Below are 17,893 nucleotides of genomic sequence, written 5' to 3'. Positions count from 1 at the left end.
TATAATATCCCGTTTAGTAATTAGAATCATGAGTGAAAAGAAATGGTATGTAATCAAGACTGTAGCTGGACAAGAGCTGAAAGTTAAAGATTATATTGAAAGAGAAATTCAGTACCAAAATTTGAATGATTATGTAGGACAAATTGTTGTTCCTATGGAAAAAGTGATTCAAATCCGCAACGGTAAAAAATATCAAAAGGAAAAAGTACATTTTCCTGGTTACATCATGATAGAAGCTGAGCTTGTGGGAGAAATACCTCACATGGTAAAGAATACATCTGGTGTAATTAGCTTTTTGAGTGCAACCAAAGGAGGTGATCCTGTACCAATGAGACAATCGGAAGTTAACCGAATGTTAGGTAAAGTTGACGAATTAGCAGAAAATGTTGATACAAATCTTGGAGTAACTTACATTGTAGGTGAAAATGTAAAAGTAATCGACGGACCATTCAATGGCTTCAACGGAACGGTTGAGAAAATCATTGAAGACAAACGCAAACTTGAAGTGATGGTTTTAATCTTCGGACGTAAAACACCACTTGAGTTAAGTTTTAACCAAGTTGAAAAGATTGCATGATCAATCAACAAATTAAAAGTAGAAAATTTAGGCTGCTTCCACATAACGCTTAATTTTAAGAATTAAAAAAATGGCAAAAAAAATTGAAAAAGTTGTAAAACTTCAAGTTAAAGGAGGACAAGCAAATCCTTCGCCACCAGTAGGGCCGGCTTTAGGTGCTGCAGGTGTTAACATCATGGAGTTTTGTAAACAATTTAATGGACGTACACAAGAAAAACAAGGTGCAGTGTTACCAGTTGTTATTACGGTGTATCAAGACAAATCATTTGATTTCGTAATTAAAACTCCACCAGCTGCTGTTCAGTTAATGGAAGCTGCGAAATTGAAAAAAGCATCAGGTGTGCCAAACCGTCAAAAAGTTGGTACTGTTACTTGGGATCAAGTGAGAGCTATTGCTGAAGACAAGTTAGCGGACATGAACTGTTTTACTGTTGAATCTGCTATGAAAATGGTTGCTGGAACTGCACGTTCTATGGGTATAACTGTAAAAGGTGGGCAAGCTCCAGAATAATTAAAACATTTTAGGAAATGGCAAAGTTAACAAAAAAACAAAAAGAGGTATTAGCTAAAGTAGAAAAAAACAAACTTTACTCTATTGATGAAGCATCATCATTAGTAAAGGAAGTAAACTACGCAAAGTTTGATGCTTCTGTAGATATAGCAGTTCGTTTAGGTGTAGACCCTAAGAAAGCTAACCAAATGGTTCGTGGTGTAGTTTCATTACCACACGGAACAGGTAAAGATGTAAAAGTATTAGCATTAGTTACTCCAGATAAAGAAGCAGAAGCTAAAGCAGCAGGTGCTGATTATGTAGGATTAGATGAATACTTACAAAAAATTAAAGATGGTTGGACAGATGTAGACGTGATCGTTACTATGCCAGCTGTTATGGGGAAATTAGGGCCATTAGGACGTGTTTTAGGGCCTCGTGGATTAATGCCTAACCCAAAGTCAGGTACTGTAACTTTAGAAGTTGGTAAAGCCGTTTCTGAAGTAAAAGCAGGTAAAATCGACTTCAAAGTAGACCGTTACGGAATCATCCACGCTGCAGTTGGTAAAGTATCTTTTGATGCTGATAAAATTAAAGACAATGCGAATGAATTAATTCAAACTTTAATTAAATTAAAACCAACAGCTGCTAAAGGAGTATATGTAAGAAGCATCACGCTTTCTACAACTCAATCTGTAGGTGTATCAGTAGATCCAAAAAGTGTAAACGCTTAAAATTAGTAGATTATGGCAATGACAAAACAAGATAAAGCAAATATGATAGATGAATTGCAAGCTGTATTAGCAGAAGCAAAAATCATCTACTTAGCAGATATCGACGGATTAAACGCTGTTAATACTACTGAATTAAGAAGAGCTTGCTTCAAAAGCAATGTATCTTTACGCGAAGTAAAAAACACTTTATTAAAGAAAGCGATGGAGAACATCGAAGACAAAAACTTCGAAGAACTTTACGGATCTTTAAAAGGAAATACAGCATTAATGACTGCTGAAGTTGGTAATGCACCAGCTAAAGTAATTGATGTTTTCAGAAAAAAATCTGAAAAGCCTATTTTAAAAGGAGCTTGGATTGAAGATAATACTTGGGTTGGTGATGACAAATTACCACAATTAGTAGCATTGAAATCTCGCGAAGAATTAATCGCAGATATCGTTATGTTACTTCAATCTCCTATCAAAACTGTTGTTTCTCAATTAGAGAACAAAGAAGCTGCGAAAGCAGAAGAAGGAGCTTCAGAAGAATAAGACACACTCATATTAAATAAAGTTTAAAAAACAAAAAGCATTAAAATGGCAGATTTAAAAAAATTAGCTGAAGAGTTAGTAAACTTAACAGTATTAGAAGTTAACGAATTATCTACAATCTTAAAAGACGAGTACGGAATTGAACCAGCTGCTGCTGCAGTTGTTGTTGCTGCTGGTGGAGCTGAAGCTGCAGATGAGCAAACAGAATTCGACGTAATCTTAAAAGAAGCAGGTGCATCTAAATTAGCAGTTGTTAAATTAGTTAAAGAATTAACTGGAAAAGGATTAAAAGAAGCTAAAGATTTAGTAGATTCAACTCCAGCTACAGTTAAAGAAGCAGTTTCTAAAGATGAAGCTGAAGCTTTAAAGAAACAGCTAGAAGAAGCTGGTGCAGTAGTAGAATTGAAGTAATTTTTATTACTCAAAAATATAGGTTTGGACCTAACACAGGACGTGTTAGGTCTAAACCTTTTTACGCATAAAGTCATTATATAAACCAAAATTCATTCGAAATTGGCCACTAAAGCAACATTAAGCAACTCGACTGAGAAAAAAGAAAGATTGAACTTCTCTTCTGCAAAAGCAGTCGCTCAGTTCCCAGATTTCCTTGACATTCAGATCAAATCGTTTGAAGATTTTTTCCAGTTGGAAACAAGACCTGACCAACGAAAAAATGAAGGTCTTTACCGAACATTTGCTGAGAATTTTCCAATTACGGATACTCGCAATCAGTTTGTTTTAGAATTCTTAGATTATTTCGTAGATCCACCACGTTACACAATTGATGAGTGTATCGAAAGAGGGTTAACGTACAGTGTACCTTTGAAAGCTCGTCTTAAATTGTACTGTACGGACGAAGAACACGAAGATTTCGAAACTGTTGTGCAAGACGTTTATTTAGGAACAATTCCTTATATGTCACCTTCAGGATCATTCATTATCAATGGTGCAGAACGTGTTATTGTATCTCAATTACACCGTTCTCCTGGGGTATTCTTTGGACAATCTTTCCATGCGAATGGTACAAAATTGTACTCATCTCGTATTATTCCTTTCAAAGGATCTTGGATTGAGTTCGCAACAGACATCAACAGCGTAATGTACGCTTACATCGATCGTAAGAAAAAGTTACCATTAACTACTTTATTACGTGCAATCGGATACGAAAGAGATAAAGATATCTTAGAAATTTTCGACTTAGCAGAAGAAGTAAAAGTTAATAAAGCTAATTTAAAGAAAGTTGTAGGTCGTAAACTTGCTGCACGTGTATTAAACACATGGCACGAGGATTTCGTAGATGAAGATACAGGAGAAGTTGTATCTATCGAGCGTAATGAAATTATCTTAGACCGTGAAACAATCTTAGAAAAAGATCACATCGATCAAATCGTAGATTCTGGTGTTAAGACAATCTTATTACACAAAGAAGATATCAATTCTGCTGATTATGGAATTATCCATAATACTTTACAAAAAGACCCTACGAATACTGAAAAAGAAGCCGTAGAGTATATCTATAGACAATTACGTAACGCTGAGCCACCAGATGAGGAGACAGCAAGAGGAATTATTGATAAATTATTCTTCTCTGATCAACGTTATTCATTAGGTGAAGTAGGTCGTTACAGATTAAATAAAAAATTAGGTTTAGCTATTAGCGAGGATATACAAGTATTGACTCGTGAAGATATCATTTCGATTATTAAATACTTAATCGAATTAATCAACTCTAAAGCAGAGGTGGATGATATTGACCACTTATCTAACCGTCGTGTAAGAACGGTTGGTGAGCAAATGGCAAGCCAATTCGGAGTAGGTTTAGCTCGTATGGCTAGAACTATCCGTGAAAGAATGAATGTTCGTGACAACGAGGTGTTTACACCTATCGACTTGATTAATGCTAAAACATTATCATCTGTTATCAACTCATTCTTCGGAACGAATCAGTTATCTCAGTTCATGGACCAAACAAATCCATTATCAGAGATTACACACAAACGTCGTTTATCAGCATTAGGACCTGGAGGTTTATCAAGAGAAAGAGCGGGATTCGAGGTACGTGACGTACACCACACTCATTACGGACGTTTATGTCCAATTGAAACTCCTGAGGGACCAAACATTGGTTTGATTTCGTCATTATGTGTATTCGCTAAAGTTAATAACTTAGGATTCATCGAAACACCGTACAGAAAGGTAGAAGAAGGAAAAGTGGACGTCGAATCAGCACCTATCTACTTAACTGCGGAAGAGGAAGAATCTAAAGTAATTGCTCAAGCCAATATCGACATGGACGACGATGGTACTATTGCTAATGAAAGTGTAACAGCTCGTGAAGAAGGAGATTTACCTGTGGTAAATCCATCAGAAGTAGACTTAATCGACGTTGCACCTAACCAGATTGCTTCTATCTCAGCATCATTAATTCCTTTCTTGGAGCATGATGACGCCAACCGTGCGTTAATGGGATCGAACATGATGCGTCAGGCAGTTCCATTATTAAAACCTCAAGCACCAATTGTAGGTACTGGATTAGAAAAACAAGTTGCAAAAGATTCTAGAATCTTAGTTAATGCAGAACGTGAAGGTACAGTAACTTATGTTGATGCTGACATTATAACAATTAAATATGATCGCTCAGAAGACGAAGAATTAGTAAGCTTCGATACCGCTGAGAAAACATATAATTTAACAAAATTCAGAAAAACCAATCAAGGAACTACAATTACGTTGAAACCAATTGTAAAAGTTGGTGATCGTGTAGAGAAAGGACAAGTTTTATCTGAAGGTTATGCAACAGAAGGAGGAGAATTAGCAATTGGTCGAAACATGGTTGTTGCCTTTATGCCTTGGCAAGGGTACAACTTCGAGGATGCTATTGTAATTTCTGAGAAAGCTGTTCGTGAAGACTGGTTTACATCTATCCACATCGATGAGTATTCATTAGATGTACGTGATACTAAATTAGGTATGGAAGAATTAACTTCTGATATTCCTAACGTTTCGGAAGAGGCTACAAAAGACTTAGACGAAAACGGTATGATCCGTATTGGAGCAGAAGTAAAACCTGGTGATATCTTGATTGGTAAGATTACTCCAAAAGGAGAATCTGATCCAACTCCAGAAGAAAAACTATTACGTGCAATTTTTGGTGACAAAGCTGGTGATGTAAAAGATGCTTCTCTTAAAGCTTCTCCATCATTACGTGGTGTTGTAATCAATAAAAAATTATTCTCACGTAGTATTAAGGATAAACGTAAACGTTCTCAAGACAAGGCTATCATTGATAGTGTAGAAGCTGAGTACGATGTTAAATTCAATGAATTAAGAGAGATTTTATTAGAGAAATTATACGTTTTATTAAACGGAAAAACATCTCAAGGTATTTACAACGACTTGAACGAAGAAGTGATCAAGAAAGGTGTAAAATACACACAAAAAATCTTATCTAACGTTGAAGATTTCTTAAATTTAACTGGATTAGAATCTCTTTGGACAACAGACGAGGATAAGAACGAATTAGTAAAAGAGTTGATACATAATTATAAAATTAAGTACAACGACTTACAAGGAGCGCTTAACCGTGAAAGATTTACAATCTCAGTTGGAGATGAGTTACCTGCAGGTATCGTAAAATTAGCGAAAATCTATATTGCGAAAAAACGTAAACTAAGAGTAGGGGATAAAATGGCTGGACGCCACGGTAACAAAGGTATTGTTGCACGTATCGTTCGCGACGAAGATATGCCTTTCTTAGAAGACGGAACACCAGTAAATATCGTACTTAATCCACTTGGGGTACCATCTCGTATGAATATCGGTCAGATTTATGAAACGGTATTAGGATGGGCTGGATTAAAAATGGGACAAAAATTTGCAACTCCTATTTTCGACGGTGCTGAAATTGATGACATCGATCGTATTACAGAAGAAGCAGGTATTCCTAAACACGGTACAACTTATTTATATGATGGTAATACTGGAGAGCGTTTTGATCAAAAAGCTACTGTAGGGGTGATTTACATGTTGAAATTAGGACACATGGTTGATGATAAAATGCACGCGCGTTCTATCGGACCATACTCTTTAATTACTCAACAACCATTAGGAGGTAAAGCACAATTCGGTGGACAACGTTTCGGAGAGATGGAGGTTTGGGCATTAGAAGCATTCGGTGCATCTAATATCTTACGCGAAATCTTAACAGTTAAGTCGGATGACGTAATTGGACGTGCGAAAACTTACGAAGCAATCGTAAAAGGAGAGCCAATGCCAGAACCTGGTATTCCAGAATCATTTAACGTATTGTTACATGAATTACAAGGTCTTGGATTAGACATAAACTTGGAAGAATAATAGGGCAACCTATTATTCTACCTTTTTCGTTATAATAATATAATTGTTAGATACATTTCTATATGTCAACAAAAAATAAAACAAGTCAATTCTCAAAAATCCGTATCGGGTTAGCTTCTCCAGAATCGATTCTACAAGAATCTAAAGGTGAAGTTTTAAAACCTGAAACGATTAACTATAGAACGCACAAACCAGAGCGTGACGGGTTATTCTGTGAGCGTATCTTTGGACCTGTAAAAGATTACGAATGTGCCTGCGGAAAATATAAAAGAATCCGTTATAAAGGTATCGTTTGTGACCGTTGTGGGGTTGAAGTTACTGAAAAGAAAGTTCGTCGTGAGCGTATTGGACACATCAACCTTGTTGTGCCAATTGCACATATTTGGTATTTCCGTTCATTACCAAACAAAATTGGTTACATCTTAGGATTACCATCTAAGAAATTAGATATGGTAATTTACTACGAAAGATATGTCGTAATTCAACCAGGTATCGCAAAAGGACCAGAAGGGGAAGAATTAAATAGATTAGATTTCTTATCAGAAGAAGAGTATTTAGATATTTTAGAAACTCTTCCAATCGAGAATCAATATTTAGAAGATTCAGATCCTAATAAATTCGTTGCGAAAATGGGTGCTGAAGCATTAGAAGACCTATTATCTCGTATCAATTTAGATGAATTATCTTACGAATTAAGACACAAAGCACATAACGAAACATCTAAACAACGTCGTACAGAAGCGTTAAAACGTTTACAAGTTGTTGAGGCGTTACGTGAGTCAAATATGCACCACGTCAATCGTCCTGAATGGATGGTAATGCGCGTTATTCCGGTTATTCCACCAGAATTACGTCCATTAGTTCCATTAGATGGTGGTCGTTTTGCAACATCAGATTTAAATGATTTATACCGTCGTGTAATTATCCGTAACAATCGTTTGAAACGATTAATGGAGATTAAAGCGCCAGAAGTAATTTTACGTAACGAAAAACGTATGTTACAAGAAGCGGTTGATTCATTATTCGATAATACGCGTAAAGCATCTGCTGTTAAAGCTGATGGTAACCGTCCATTAAAATCATTATCTGATTCATTAAAAGGTAAACAAGGTCGTTTCCGTCAAAACTTATTAGGTAAACGTGTGGATTATTCTGCTCGTTCTGTAATTGTTGTTGGACCAACACTTAAATTACACGAATGTGGTTTACCAAAAGATATGGCAGCTGAATTATACAAGCCATTCGTAGTTCGTAAATTAATCGAGCGTGGAATTGTAAAAACAGTTAAATCGGCTAAGAAAATTATCGATAGAAAAGAGCCAGTTGTTTGGGATATTTTAGAAAATGTAATCAAAGGACACCCAGTTTTATTAAACCGTGCCCCTACGTTACACCGTTTAGGTATCCAAGCATTCCAACCGAAATTAATTGAGGGTAAAGCAATTCGTTTACACCCATTAGTGTGTACTGCCTTCAATGCCGATTTCGATGGTGACCAGATGGCCGTTCACTTACCATTAGGGCCAGAAGCTGTTTTAGAAGCACAATTATTAATGTTGGCTTCTCAAAATATCTTGAATCCTGCAAATGGATCTCCAATTACTGTTCCTTCTCAGGATATGGTATTGGGTCTGTACTATATGACGAAAATTCGTCGTACTGACCACCAATTTACAGTAAAAGGTGAAGGATTAACGTTCTATTCAGACGAAGAAGTTCAAATTGCATACAACGAAGGAGCTGTTGACTTAAACGCGCCAATTCGTGTAAAAGGAACTATTCGTGTAGGAGAGGAGTTAGTAGAAAATCAATTAATCGAAACTTCAGTAGGACGTGTGTTATTTAACCAAATCGTTCCAAAACAAGTAGGATTTGTAAATGAAGTATTAACGAAAAAATCGTTACGTACAATCATTAACAAAATCATCAAGATTACAGATTTCCCTACAACAGCTGCATTCTTAGATGATATGAAAGCATTAGGATACCGCAATGCCTTCGAGGGTGGTTTATCATTCTCCTTAGGTGATATCTTAATTCCAGAACAAAAGAAAGACCTTATCTCTGGTGCGATCAACCAAGTTGAGAACATTAAGATGAACTATAACATGGGTCTTATTACAAATAACGAACGTTACAACCAAGTTATTGATGTTTGGACAACAACAAACGCAACGTTAACTGAAATTGTAATGAAACGTATGACAGAAGATCAACAAGGATTTAACTCTGTATTCATGATGCTTGATTCTGGAGCACGTGGATCGAAAGAGCAAATTCGTCAGTTATCAGGTATGCGTGGATTGATGGCTAAACCTCAAAAAGCTGGTTCTACTGGTGGGGATATCATCGAAAACCCAATTATCTCTAACTTCCGTGAAGGTCTGTCTATCTTAGAGTACTTTATTTCTTCGCACGGTGCGCGTAAAGGTCTTGCCGATACTGCCTTAAAAACTGCCGATGCTGGATACTTGACTCGTCGTTTGGTTGACGTTGCACAAGACGTTATCGTCATGCACGAAGACTGTGGTACATTAAGAGGTTTAGAAATTTCAGCACTTAAGAAAAAAGAAGAAATTATCGAAAGTCTTTCTTCTCGTGTATTAGGTCGTACTTCGTTAAATGATATTTATAACCCAAATAACGGTGAGTTAATCATTGCTGCTGGGCAAATTATCACAGAAGATATCGGTGAAGTTTTAGAAGCTGCTGGTATCGAAAACGTAGAAGTTCGTTCTCCATTAACATGTGAAGCGAAAACTGGAATTTGTGCGAAATGTTACGGACGTAACTTAGCAACAGGTAAAGGAGTTCAAAAAGGTGAATCTGTAGGTGTAGTTGCTGCACAATCTATTGGTGAACCTGGTACACAGTTAACATTACGTACATTCCACGTTGGGGGTACTGCTGGTAACGTTTCTGAACAAAATACAATTAATGCAAAAGTTGATGGTACTGTTGAGTTTGATGACTTACGTTTAGTGCAATCTACTGATGATGCAGGAAACCTTGTAGATACAGTTGTTTCTCGTTCTACAGAGATGAAAGTAATCGACGATTTAGGAAACATTCGTCAACAAACTAACATCGCTTACGGTACAGTTTTATCAGTGAAAAATGGAGCTAAAGTTCAAAAAGGTCAAGAGATTGCAAGCTGGGACCCTTATAACGGGGTAATCATCGCAGAATCTACTGGTAAAATCGAGTATGAACAATTAGAACAAGGGGTAACCTTCCAAATTGAAATCGATGAGCAAACTGGATTCCAAGAAAAAGTTATTTCTGAATCACGTAATAAAAAATTAGTTCCAGCGTTAAGAGTTATCACAATTGATGGTGAAGAAAAAACATACAACTTACCAGTAGGTGCACACTTAATGGTAAATGATGGAGAAAAAATTAATGCAGGTAAAATCTTAGTTAAGATCCCTCGTAAGTCGGCTAAATCTGGCGATATTACAGGAGGTTTACCTCGTATTACAGAGTTGTTAGAAGCTCGTAACCCATCTAACCCATCAGTTGTTTGTGAAATGGATGGAGTTGTATCTTTCGGTAAAATTAAACGTGGTAACCGCGAAATCATCGTTGAATCTAAAAATGGTGAAATCCGTCGTTACTTAGTTAAATTATCTGCTCAAATCTTAGTTCAAGAAAATGACTTCGTACGTGCAGGTGAGCCTTTATCAGATGGAGCAATTACACCAGAAGATATTTTAAGAATCTTAGGACCAACAGCGGTTCAAGAATACTTAGTAAACGAGATTCAAGATGTATACCGTTTACAAGGGGTGAAAATTGATGACAAACACTTCGAGATTATCGTACGCCAAATGTTACGTAAAGTTCGTATTGTTGATTCAGGAGACACAAGATTCTTAGAAGATAGTTTAGAGCATAAAGACGATTTCATGGAAGAAAACGATCGCTTATTTGGAATGAAAGTCGTAGAAGATGCAGGAGATTCTGATACATTAAAACCAGGTCAAATCATCTCAGTTCGTGATCTACGTGATGAAAACTCTAAATTAAAACGTGAAGATAAAAACTTAGTAATAGCACGTGAAGCTTTACCTGCAACAGCAGAAGCAGTTTTACAAGGTATTACAAGAGCATCTTTACAAACTAAATCTTTCATGTCTGCGGCATCGTTCCAGGAAACAACAAAAGTTCTTAACGAAGCAGCTGTAGCTGGTAAAGTAGACGGTTTAGTAGGATTGAAAGAAAACGTTATCGTTGGACACTTAATTCCTGCAGGAACTGGATTAAAAGAGTATCAAAACATTATCGTAGGATCTAACCGTGAATACGAGGAATTAATAAACGCAAAACAAGAATTATAATGTCAGAAAATCAACAAAACGAAGGATTAAACATTGAGTTAAACGAATTAGTAGCTCAAGGTGTTTATGCTACAGGAGCAATCATCAACCACTCACCATCTGAGTTCGTTGTAGATTTTGTTCAGTTTTTACCAGGTGCTAGACCATCAGTAAAATCAAGAATTATCTTGTCTCCATTACAAGCAAAACAATTATCTCAATCGTTAGCAGAAAACGTTTCAAACTTTGAGAAAAACTTTGGTGAAATCAAAGAACCTCAAGTAAACAACGGTACTGCAACTTACGAAGCTTAAGAATCATTCTTAATATTTCAAAAATCCCTCAATCGTAGATTGGGGGATTTTTTTGTTTAATCAAAACTATCAGATTGATAATATTAACTTCATTAATTCTTTCAGATTTATTAAATTAATAATATTTATAAATATATTTACGAATAATCTAAAACAGATAGGGGTTAAAGTTTTTTTCTCTATTTTTTAAAATCGAAAAAATGTTTAGATTTGTAAGAAGCAAATACACAAAGCATGTCTGACTATAAATTAATTCTACCTTCGATGGGAGAAGGTGTAATGGAAGCTACTGTTACCAATTGGATCAAAAATATTGGTGATGCAATTGCCGAAGATGAATCGGTTGTAGAAATTGCAACTGACAAAGTAGATTCTGATGTTCCTTCACCAGTTGCAGGAGTTTTAAAAGAAATCTTGGTTCCAGTAGATGGAATTGCAAAAGTAGGTGAGCCAATCGCAATTTTATCTGTAGATGGAGTTGTAGAGCAAACCGAAGAAGCAGAAGAAGTTGATACAAACAGTGATCAAGAAATTGCAGATACTGCAAAAACGATCGAAGCTGAAGTTGCAACAATTAAATCTGAAACGATTATTACATCGTCTGATGATAAATTTTATTCACCTTTAGTAAAGTCTATTGCAAAAGAAGAAGGAGTTTCTCAAACAGAATTGGATCAAATTTTAGGTTCAGGAAAAGATGGACGTGTAACGAAAGATGATATTTTAAATTTCGTTAAAAATAGAGGAACTCAATCAGTAAATACTACTGTCACTGCTCCAGTTACTCAGCCTCAAGCACCACAAATACAAGCTGCACCAATTTCTGTTGGTGAAGGTGATGAGATCATCGAAATGGATAGAATGCGTAAGATTATTGCGCAAAATATGCTACAAGCAAAACAAATCGCACCTCATGTAACATCTTTCGTTGAAGTTGATATGACGAATATCGTTTTATGGAGAGATAAAAATAAGAATGAGTTTCAAAAGAAACATGGTGAGAAAATTACGTTCATGCCAATTTTTATCGAAGCTGTAGCAAAAGCTATTCAAGATTTCCCAATGATTAATGTATCTGTAGATGGAGATAAAATCATCAAAAAGAAAAATATTAACATTGGTATGGCAGCTGCTTTACCAAGCGGAAATTTAATTGTACCTGTGATCAAAAATGCAGATCAATTTAATTTAGCAGGATTAGCTTCTCAAGTAAATGATTTAGCAAACCGTGCACGTACGAATAAATTGAAACCAGTCGAAATTCAAGGAGGAACTTATACAATCACCAATATCGGTTCTTTTGGAAATACGTTAGGAACACCAATTATTCCTCAACCACAAGTCGCTATTCTTGCTGTTGGAGCAATTGTGAAGAAACCTGCAGTTATTGAAACTCCACAAGGAGATATGATTGCCATTCGTCACAAAATGTATCTATCCCATGCTTACGATCACCGTGTAGTGGATGGCGCATTAGGCGGTATGTTTGTAAAACGTGTAGCCGAATATCTTGAAGCTTTTGATATGAATACACTTGTATAAATATTCATTTGTTAAAATATCAATTATATATCGTAAAAAACTCTGATAACATCAGAGTTTTTTTATTTTTACAATTAGGTTTAATATATAATGAGGTATAGGTTTCTTTTTTTGATTGTATCGATGTTGTCAGTGTTTGTTTTTTCACAAAATACTGAAGAAAACAATACTTTTTACCAAGAAGCAATTCAACAAATAAAAAAGGATAATGGAAAAAGTATCAAGATTTATGAATATTTAATCAATAATGCAACAAATCCAGAACATAAAATTAATTATCAATTAGATTTAATTAAACTAAAAATCTATGTTTCGAAAGATGTAGAAGCAATTGATATCTTTTTTGCTATTCAAGATGAAATCGAAAGTTTAAAGAATCGAGAAATAGAAGATAAATACAATATTATTGGGGCAGATTTGGCACAATATTTAGGATTTAATCAATATTCTCAAAAACTTCTTAAAAAGGTAAAATCAAAAGATAAAGAGTGGATTGATAGCATTCATCACAAGTTTTTAGATCTACGAACAGATTTAGCTGTGAACTCATTTCCCACTTCTCCTATTCAGTCCGAAATAGATGCTCATACAACTATTGATAGTTTAAACAATACGATTAATGAGGTTGAAAAATTTATCTTTTTAAAGAAACTTAAAAATTATTATCTTAAAAAAAACTCACTCGAAAAATACGCTATATACAATACACAATTAACAAAACTTAATGAGCAATTAAAAGTTGAGAAAAAAGGAACAAAAAATCATCTTGTCAACAAACTATTGGAACAGAATAGAATCCGATTAGCAAAAGAAAATCGAAATATTAAGAACTTATCTTACGTTTTTAGTGCAGTTTTAGTAGGTTTAATTTTATTTGTAATTTTTTATAAAAAGAAGGAGAAAGTTGAAGAAACAATTACGAAACCAAATTTAATTTCGGACAAAGTTGAAAACGAAATATTAATCAAATTAGATCATTTTGAACATAATAAAGGCTATCTAAATCCTCATATTACGATTGTACTTTTGGCTAAAGAACTGGATACAAATGTCAAATATTTATCCTCGATTCTGAACAATAGTAAACAGAAAAGTTTTAATAATTACATCAACGAATTGCGAATTGAATATATTGTGAAATGTCTACAAGAAGACCATAAATTTCGTTTGTACAAAGTGAGTCATCTTGCCACTCTAAGCGGGTTTGCTTCACAAAGTAGTTTCACAACTTTTTTTAAATTGGTGACAGGAACCACTCCATCTGTATTTATCAAAAATTTGACTGACAATGAAGATTAACATATTCTATATATTTTTTGTTTCTTTTGCTTCTGTTTTATGCGCTCAAAAAGTAGATAGCATTCGAATTGCGTATGATTACGTTTATTTTGATCCTCAAAAAGCGATTGAAATGGCAGATCAAATTATTAAAAATTCAAATGATAAGAACGATCAAATCACAGCGCGATTAATCAAGACAAATGCGTATACATCTTTAGATGACAGTTACAATTCGTTGAAATATGCCTTCGAAACATACGATTATATCAAGAAAGAAAAAGATATTTTTAACGAAGCGCGTATTTTAGGTCGATTAGGAGAACTTTTTCAGGGATATGGATTCAATACGCAATCAAGAGAATACCTGGATGAATCAGTCAATTTGATTTCTTCTAATGCCTTTCCATCAGAAAAAAAAGCCATGTATTTTGGAAATATTTATGGTATAAAAGGGAATGGATACAAAGATGATTTGGATTGTGATTTTGCGATTAAATACTATGATAAAGCAATAAAAGCATATAAAAATTCGGAAAGTAATCAGTCTATTTTAAATAATTTAGCGCTTGTTTACATCGAAAAATCCAATTGTTTAATTGATCAACATCAGGTAGATTCTGCTAAAATTTATTTGAATGAAGCAATGGAAGTTGTTCAGAAAAATAATTTAGAAGAATATGACCAATCGGCAAAAATTAGTCTTGCAAAGATTTATCAGTATGAGAAAGATTATCATAAATCAAACTCATTATTGATAAATGTTTTAAATGATATACAATCTTCTCAACCTTTGCAAGTTAGTAGTGAAATATATAAATTATTGGCTCAGAATTCATTTGAATTGAAGGATTTCGAGGCTTATAAAAAGTATGTAGACTTAGGTAATAAAGCGAATTTTACTTTAGAAAAAACCTTTTTAGCAACTCAAGAGAAAAGTTTAAACTATTTATTACATAAAGATGATACTATTATTGCGAGATTATTAAAATTTTGGCTTCCTATTTCATTAATTCTTATTTTATCAGTTTTAATATTTCGGAAAATTTACATCATTAATAGAATTAATAATAAAAATACAATTTCTTAAATAATAAAGGTTAACTATATTTAAATCAATGTTTTGCATTATTTTTATCCGTAATGAATTTAAGTAAACTTCATTTTTATTGTGTTAGAAAGGATTTCTTATTCGGAAAATATTTTTTTCATTTGAAAAAATTAAATAACACATTGAATTATGAAGAAGACTTTTATTCTATTGGCAACAATTTTTGGGTTATGCTCAACTACTTATGCGCAAACAATTTTCGAAAAATCGAATACTACAGTTTTTGAAAGAATAAAGAAGGATAAGAAAGAGACGTTAAAAAGAAATTTTGACTGGACAACTTATAATAGAGGAAAAGATATTAATTCTTTTGGAGAATTTTCTCAAGTTAATAGTTCAGTGAAAAGTAGAGCGACTGAGAAGAATGATATAAAACCTTTTGGAAATATAAATGCGCAACGTTGGGCATATGGAAAAAATGTAGATAATAATGAAACGATTTTGTTTTCTATTGATTCTAAATATGGACCAAATGCAACATTTACATTAAAAACATATACGGATGATTTAAAAGTAGATAAACAATTTACAATTAGTATTCCAGAAACAACAACAAGAGCAGAAGCAATCGCAGATTTTTCAGCAAAAATATTAGACAATAATGATAAATTAATTGTTGGGGTTTATGTGCATTTTACAGATGGAGGACAAGGTCCAGAATCTGTAAAAGATCAAATTTGGTTTGTAAATGAAGCAGGAGAAGTTTTATATAAAGAGGATACTACTTCTGCAGAGTTTTTAACAGATTCGAAAGGAAAACAACAAGCGTATACTTATAAAACGAATGATGATTTTGTAACAATTAAGAAAATTAATTTAACTGATACATCGAAAAATTTAGAATATAAAATTCCATTTAGTCTTGCTAATTTTTATGTAGGAATGCCAATAGTACATAAAAATTTGAATGGAAAAGATTATGTAGTTTTAGCGCGTTATACTGAACAATTAGTTGATAATTCAACATTAGAATTTAATACAAATGCAAAATTTGCTTTAGATTTCATTGATGCAGAAACGTTTGTTTTAGATAAAACATATATTTTACCAGTAATCGGATTTGATGAAGAAAATCCGTACACAATTCCGATGGCTACTTTTGGATTGTTCTATAATACTGATAAATACGATATTTCATCTAATATTTATAATACGGATAGTAAATTAGAGTTTACTTATGGTTCATATATTTATGATTTGATGGCTGATAAAGAGTCGTATAATTATTTTGTTGTGAATGAAGATGGTACTATTTTAAAATCACTTACCGAAGATGTCGTAGCTGGTGGTATAGAAACTGGGATCGAATTAATAGAGATACCAAATCAAAAAGATCAAGTAGCAATGTTAGTTGACCAAAATGGTGAAGGAGGATCTAATGTTAAAATATATAATTTACCAGATTTCGAGTTAGCACAAGATTTTCCAGTATTATATAATGATGATATTTTGTCTCTTAATATGAATAGAATTCCAAGCGATAATTCTTTTAATTATGTAGTTGGTTTAAACGCAGGTGAAATGGATGGAGATAAAGCATTTGGTCTTGTAAAACATTATGATGCGAAAGGTGTAGAAGTGAAAAAAGTCAGATTACCAATTACTCTTGAAACAGAATTATTTGCTCCGTTTTTAAATGCATTAACGTTAAATCCAACTATTGTTAATGATGATGATAAGATAGAATATGTGTATGCTTATCAAGATAGAGAAAACGGTGTTGCAGCGAATACATATGGTATTGCGCAAGATGAGAATAATGTTTTAGCAATGTTCTCAGGAAGAACAGAAAGAGGAAACATAACGACAATAGGTTATGGTATGAATAAAAAAGGAGAATTTGATCGTTTATATGCTTATTATGGAAGCGATTATTCTGCTACATCATTTATAACAGATTTCTATAAATTCCCTTTCGAAAGTTTAGCAGTTAATGATATTCAAAAAAATACACAATCAATAAAATATTTGAGTAACGTAAAAGAAATCCGAGTTGATTATGATTATGCTACATATCAAGTATTTAATATGAGTGGAAACTTAATTTCTTCAGGAAATTCTTCTAAAACAATTTTCACAAACGGATGGAATAAAGGAGTTTATGTCATCAAAACAATAGACAAACAAGGTAAAGCTAATACAGCAAAAATCTTAGTTTTCTAATTCTAATTAACACTAATTATGAAAGGAATCCAACTAATTTTAGTTGGATTTTTTTCGTTTAAATTTATAAGTAAGCATTACACCGCCTTTGTAAAGCATCCACTCCCCACTTTTATTAAATGATTGCGCAGAATCATATCGTCCGAAATTAGGAGAATCTTCTTTATAATAACCTTTGTAATTTCCTTGAGAGTGTCCTCCACCAACAAAAACATCTAATCCCCAATGTTCGTTAATTTTTACTTGATAACCTATTGTAGCTCCTGTTAAAATTGCAAAACCACGTTGGTATTTATCGGTGTTCCAATAATTCCATTTTTGAATATCAAAGAAACCAACTCCTATGTTTGGACCTATATAAAATTTACTAAAAGATTTATCAAAGTAATATCTACCTTCACCAAAAACCATATACATTTGTAAATGATTTCCTACAAATGATTTCCAAGGAGAGATAAAACGTCAGCTTGTAAAGTTA

The 17,893-nt window shown here is 33.7% G+C and carries 13 protein-coding genes; 12 read left to right on the top strand and 1 reads right to left on the bottom strand.

What is annotated here, in order from left to right:
* Positions 1-28: 28 nt before the first annotated feature.
* The 12 genes from nusG to Q0616_RS04560 all read left to right on the top strand — a co-directional run bounded on the left by nusG (position 29) and on the right by Q0616_RS04560 (position 17,415).
* Positions 29-577 carry a transcription termination/antitermination protein NusG gene (gene nusG / locus Q0616_RS04615; RefSeq protein ID WP_171622820.1) on the top strand — a complete coding sequence of 183 codons (549 nt, stop codon included), beginning with the start codon at positions 29-31 and terminating at the stop codon, positions 575-577.
* A gap of 70 nt (positions 578-647) precedes the next feature.
* Positions 648-1,088, top strand: a complete 441-nt coding sequence (gene rplK / locus Q0616_RS04610) for a 50S ribosomal protein L11 (RefSeq protein WP_019974310.1) — start codon at positions 648-650, stop codon at positions 1,086-1,088.
* Positions 1,089-1,105: 17 nt separating this feature from the next.
* Positions 1,106-1,801 carry a 50S ribosomal protein L1 gene (gene rplA, locus Q0616_RS04605; RefSeq protein ID WP_171622818.1) on the top strand — a complete coding sequence of 232 codons (696 nt, stop codon included), beginning with the start codon at positions 1,106-1,108 and terminating at the stop codon, positions 1,799-1,801.
* Between the two features lie 18 nt (positions 1,802-1,819).
* The gene (gene rplJ, locus Q0616_RS04600) at positions 1,820-2,332 is read left to right on the top strand and encodes a 50S ribosomal protein L10 (protein ID WP_298775494.1); all 513 of its coding nucleotides are present in this window, start codon (positions 1,820-1,822) and stop codon (positions 2,330-2,332) included.
* Positions 2,333-2,377: 45 nt separating this feature from the next.
* Complete coding sequence (rplL, locus tag Q0616_RS04595; RefSeq protein WP_188319587.1) at positions 2,378-2,743, top strand: 50S ribosomal protein L7/L12; 366 nt, start codon at positions 2,378-2,380, stop codon at positions 2,741-2,743.
* 102 nt (positions 2,744-2,845) lie between these two features.
* Entirely contained in the window at positions 2,846-6,688 is a 3,843-nt protein-coding gene (gene rpoB, locus Q0616_RS04590) for a DNA-directed RNA polymerase subunit beta (protein WP_298775451.1), read from the top strand.
* 62 nt (positions 6,689-6,750) lie between these two features.
* On the top strand, positions 6,751-11,028 hold the full coding sequence (gene rpoC / locus Q0616_RS04585; RefSeq protein WP_260541188.1) for a DNA-directed RNA polymerase subunit beta': 4,278 nt from the start codon (positions 6,751-6,753) through the stop codon (positions 11,026-11,028).
* On the top strand, positions 11,028-11,321 hold the full coding sequence (locus tag Q0616_RS04580) for a DUF3467 domain-containing protein (protein WP_171622814.1): 294 nt from the start codon (positions 11,028-11,030) through the stop codon (positions 11,319-11,321). Before rpoC ends, Q0616_RS04580 begins: the two co-directional genes overlap by 1 nt.
* A 234-nt stretch (positions 11,322-11,555) precedes the next feature.
* The gene (locus Q0616_RS04575) at positions 11,556-12,863 is read left to right on the top strand and encodes a dihydrolipoamide acetyltransferase family protein (protein WP_171622813.1); all 1,308 of its coding nucleotides are present in this window, start codon (positions 11,556-11,558) and stop codon (positions 12,861-12,863) included.
* A 123-nt stretch (positions 12,864-12,986) separates the two neighbouring features.
* The gene (locus tag Q0616_RS04570; RefSeq protein WP_260541183.1) at positions 12,987-14,162 is read left to right on the top strand and encodes a helix-turn-helix transcriptional regulator; all 1,176 of its coding nucleotides are present in this window, start codon (positions 12,987-12,989) and stop codon (positions 14,160-14,162) included.
* Entirely contained in the window at positions 14,152-15,231 is a 1,080-nt protein-coding gene (locus Q0616_RS04565; RefSeq protein WP_298775444.1) for a hypothetical protein, read from the top strand. Before Q0616_RS04570 ends, Q0616_RS04565 begins: the two co-directional genes overlap by 11 nt.
* A 150-nt stretch (positions 15,232-15,381) precedes the next feature.
* Entirely contained in the window at positions 15,382-17,415 is a 2,034-nt protein-coding gene (locus tag Q0616_RS04560; protein ID WP_260541179.1) for a T9SS type A sorting domain-containing protein, read from the top strand.
* Between the two features lie 39 nt (positions 17,416-17,454).
* Here the strand turns inward: Q0616_RS04560 and Q0616_RS04555 are convergent, their stop codons facing one another.
* On the bottom strand, positions 17,455-17,871 hold the full coding sequence (locus Q0616_RS04555; RefSeq protein WP_298775492.1) for a DUF3575 domain-containing protein: 417 nt from the start codon (positions 17,869-17,871) through the stop codon (positions 17,455-17,457).
* Between the last annotated feature and the right edge of the window lie 22 nt (positions 17,872-17,893).

The organism is uncultured Empedobacter sp., from assembly GCF_937930195.1.
GTDB classification, from domain to species: domain Bacteria; phylum Bacteroidota; class Bacteroidia; order Flavobacteriales; family Weeksellaceae; genus Empedobacter; species Empedobacter stercoris.
The sequence above is the reverse complement of the archived record's forward strand: the minus strand, read 5'-3'. Positions and strand labels throughout refer to the sequence as shown.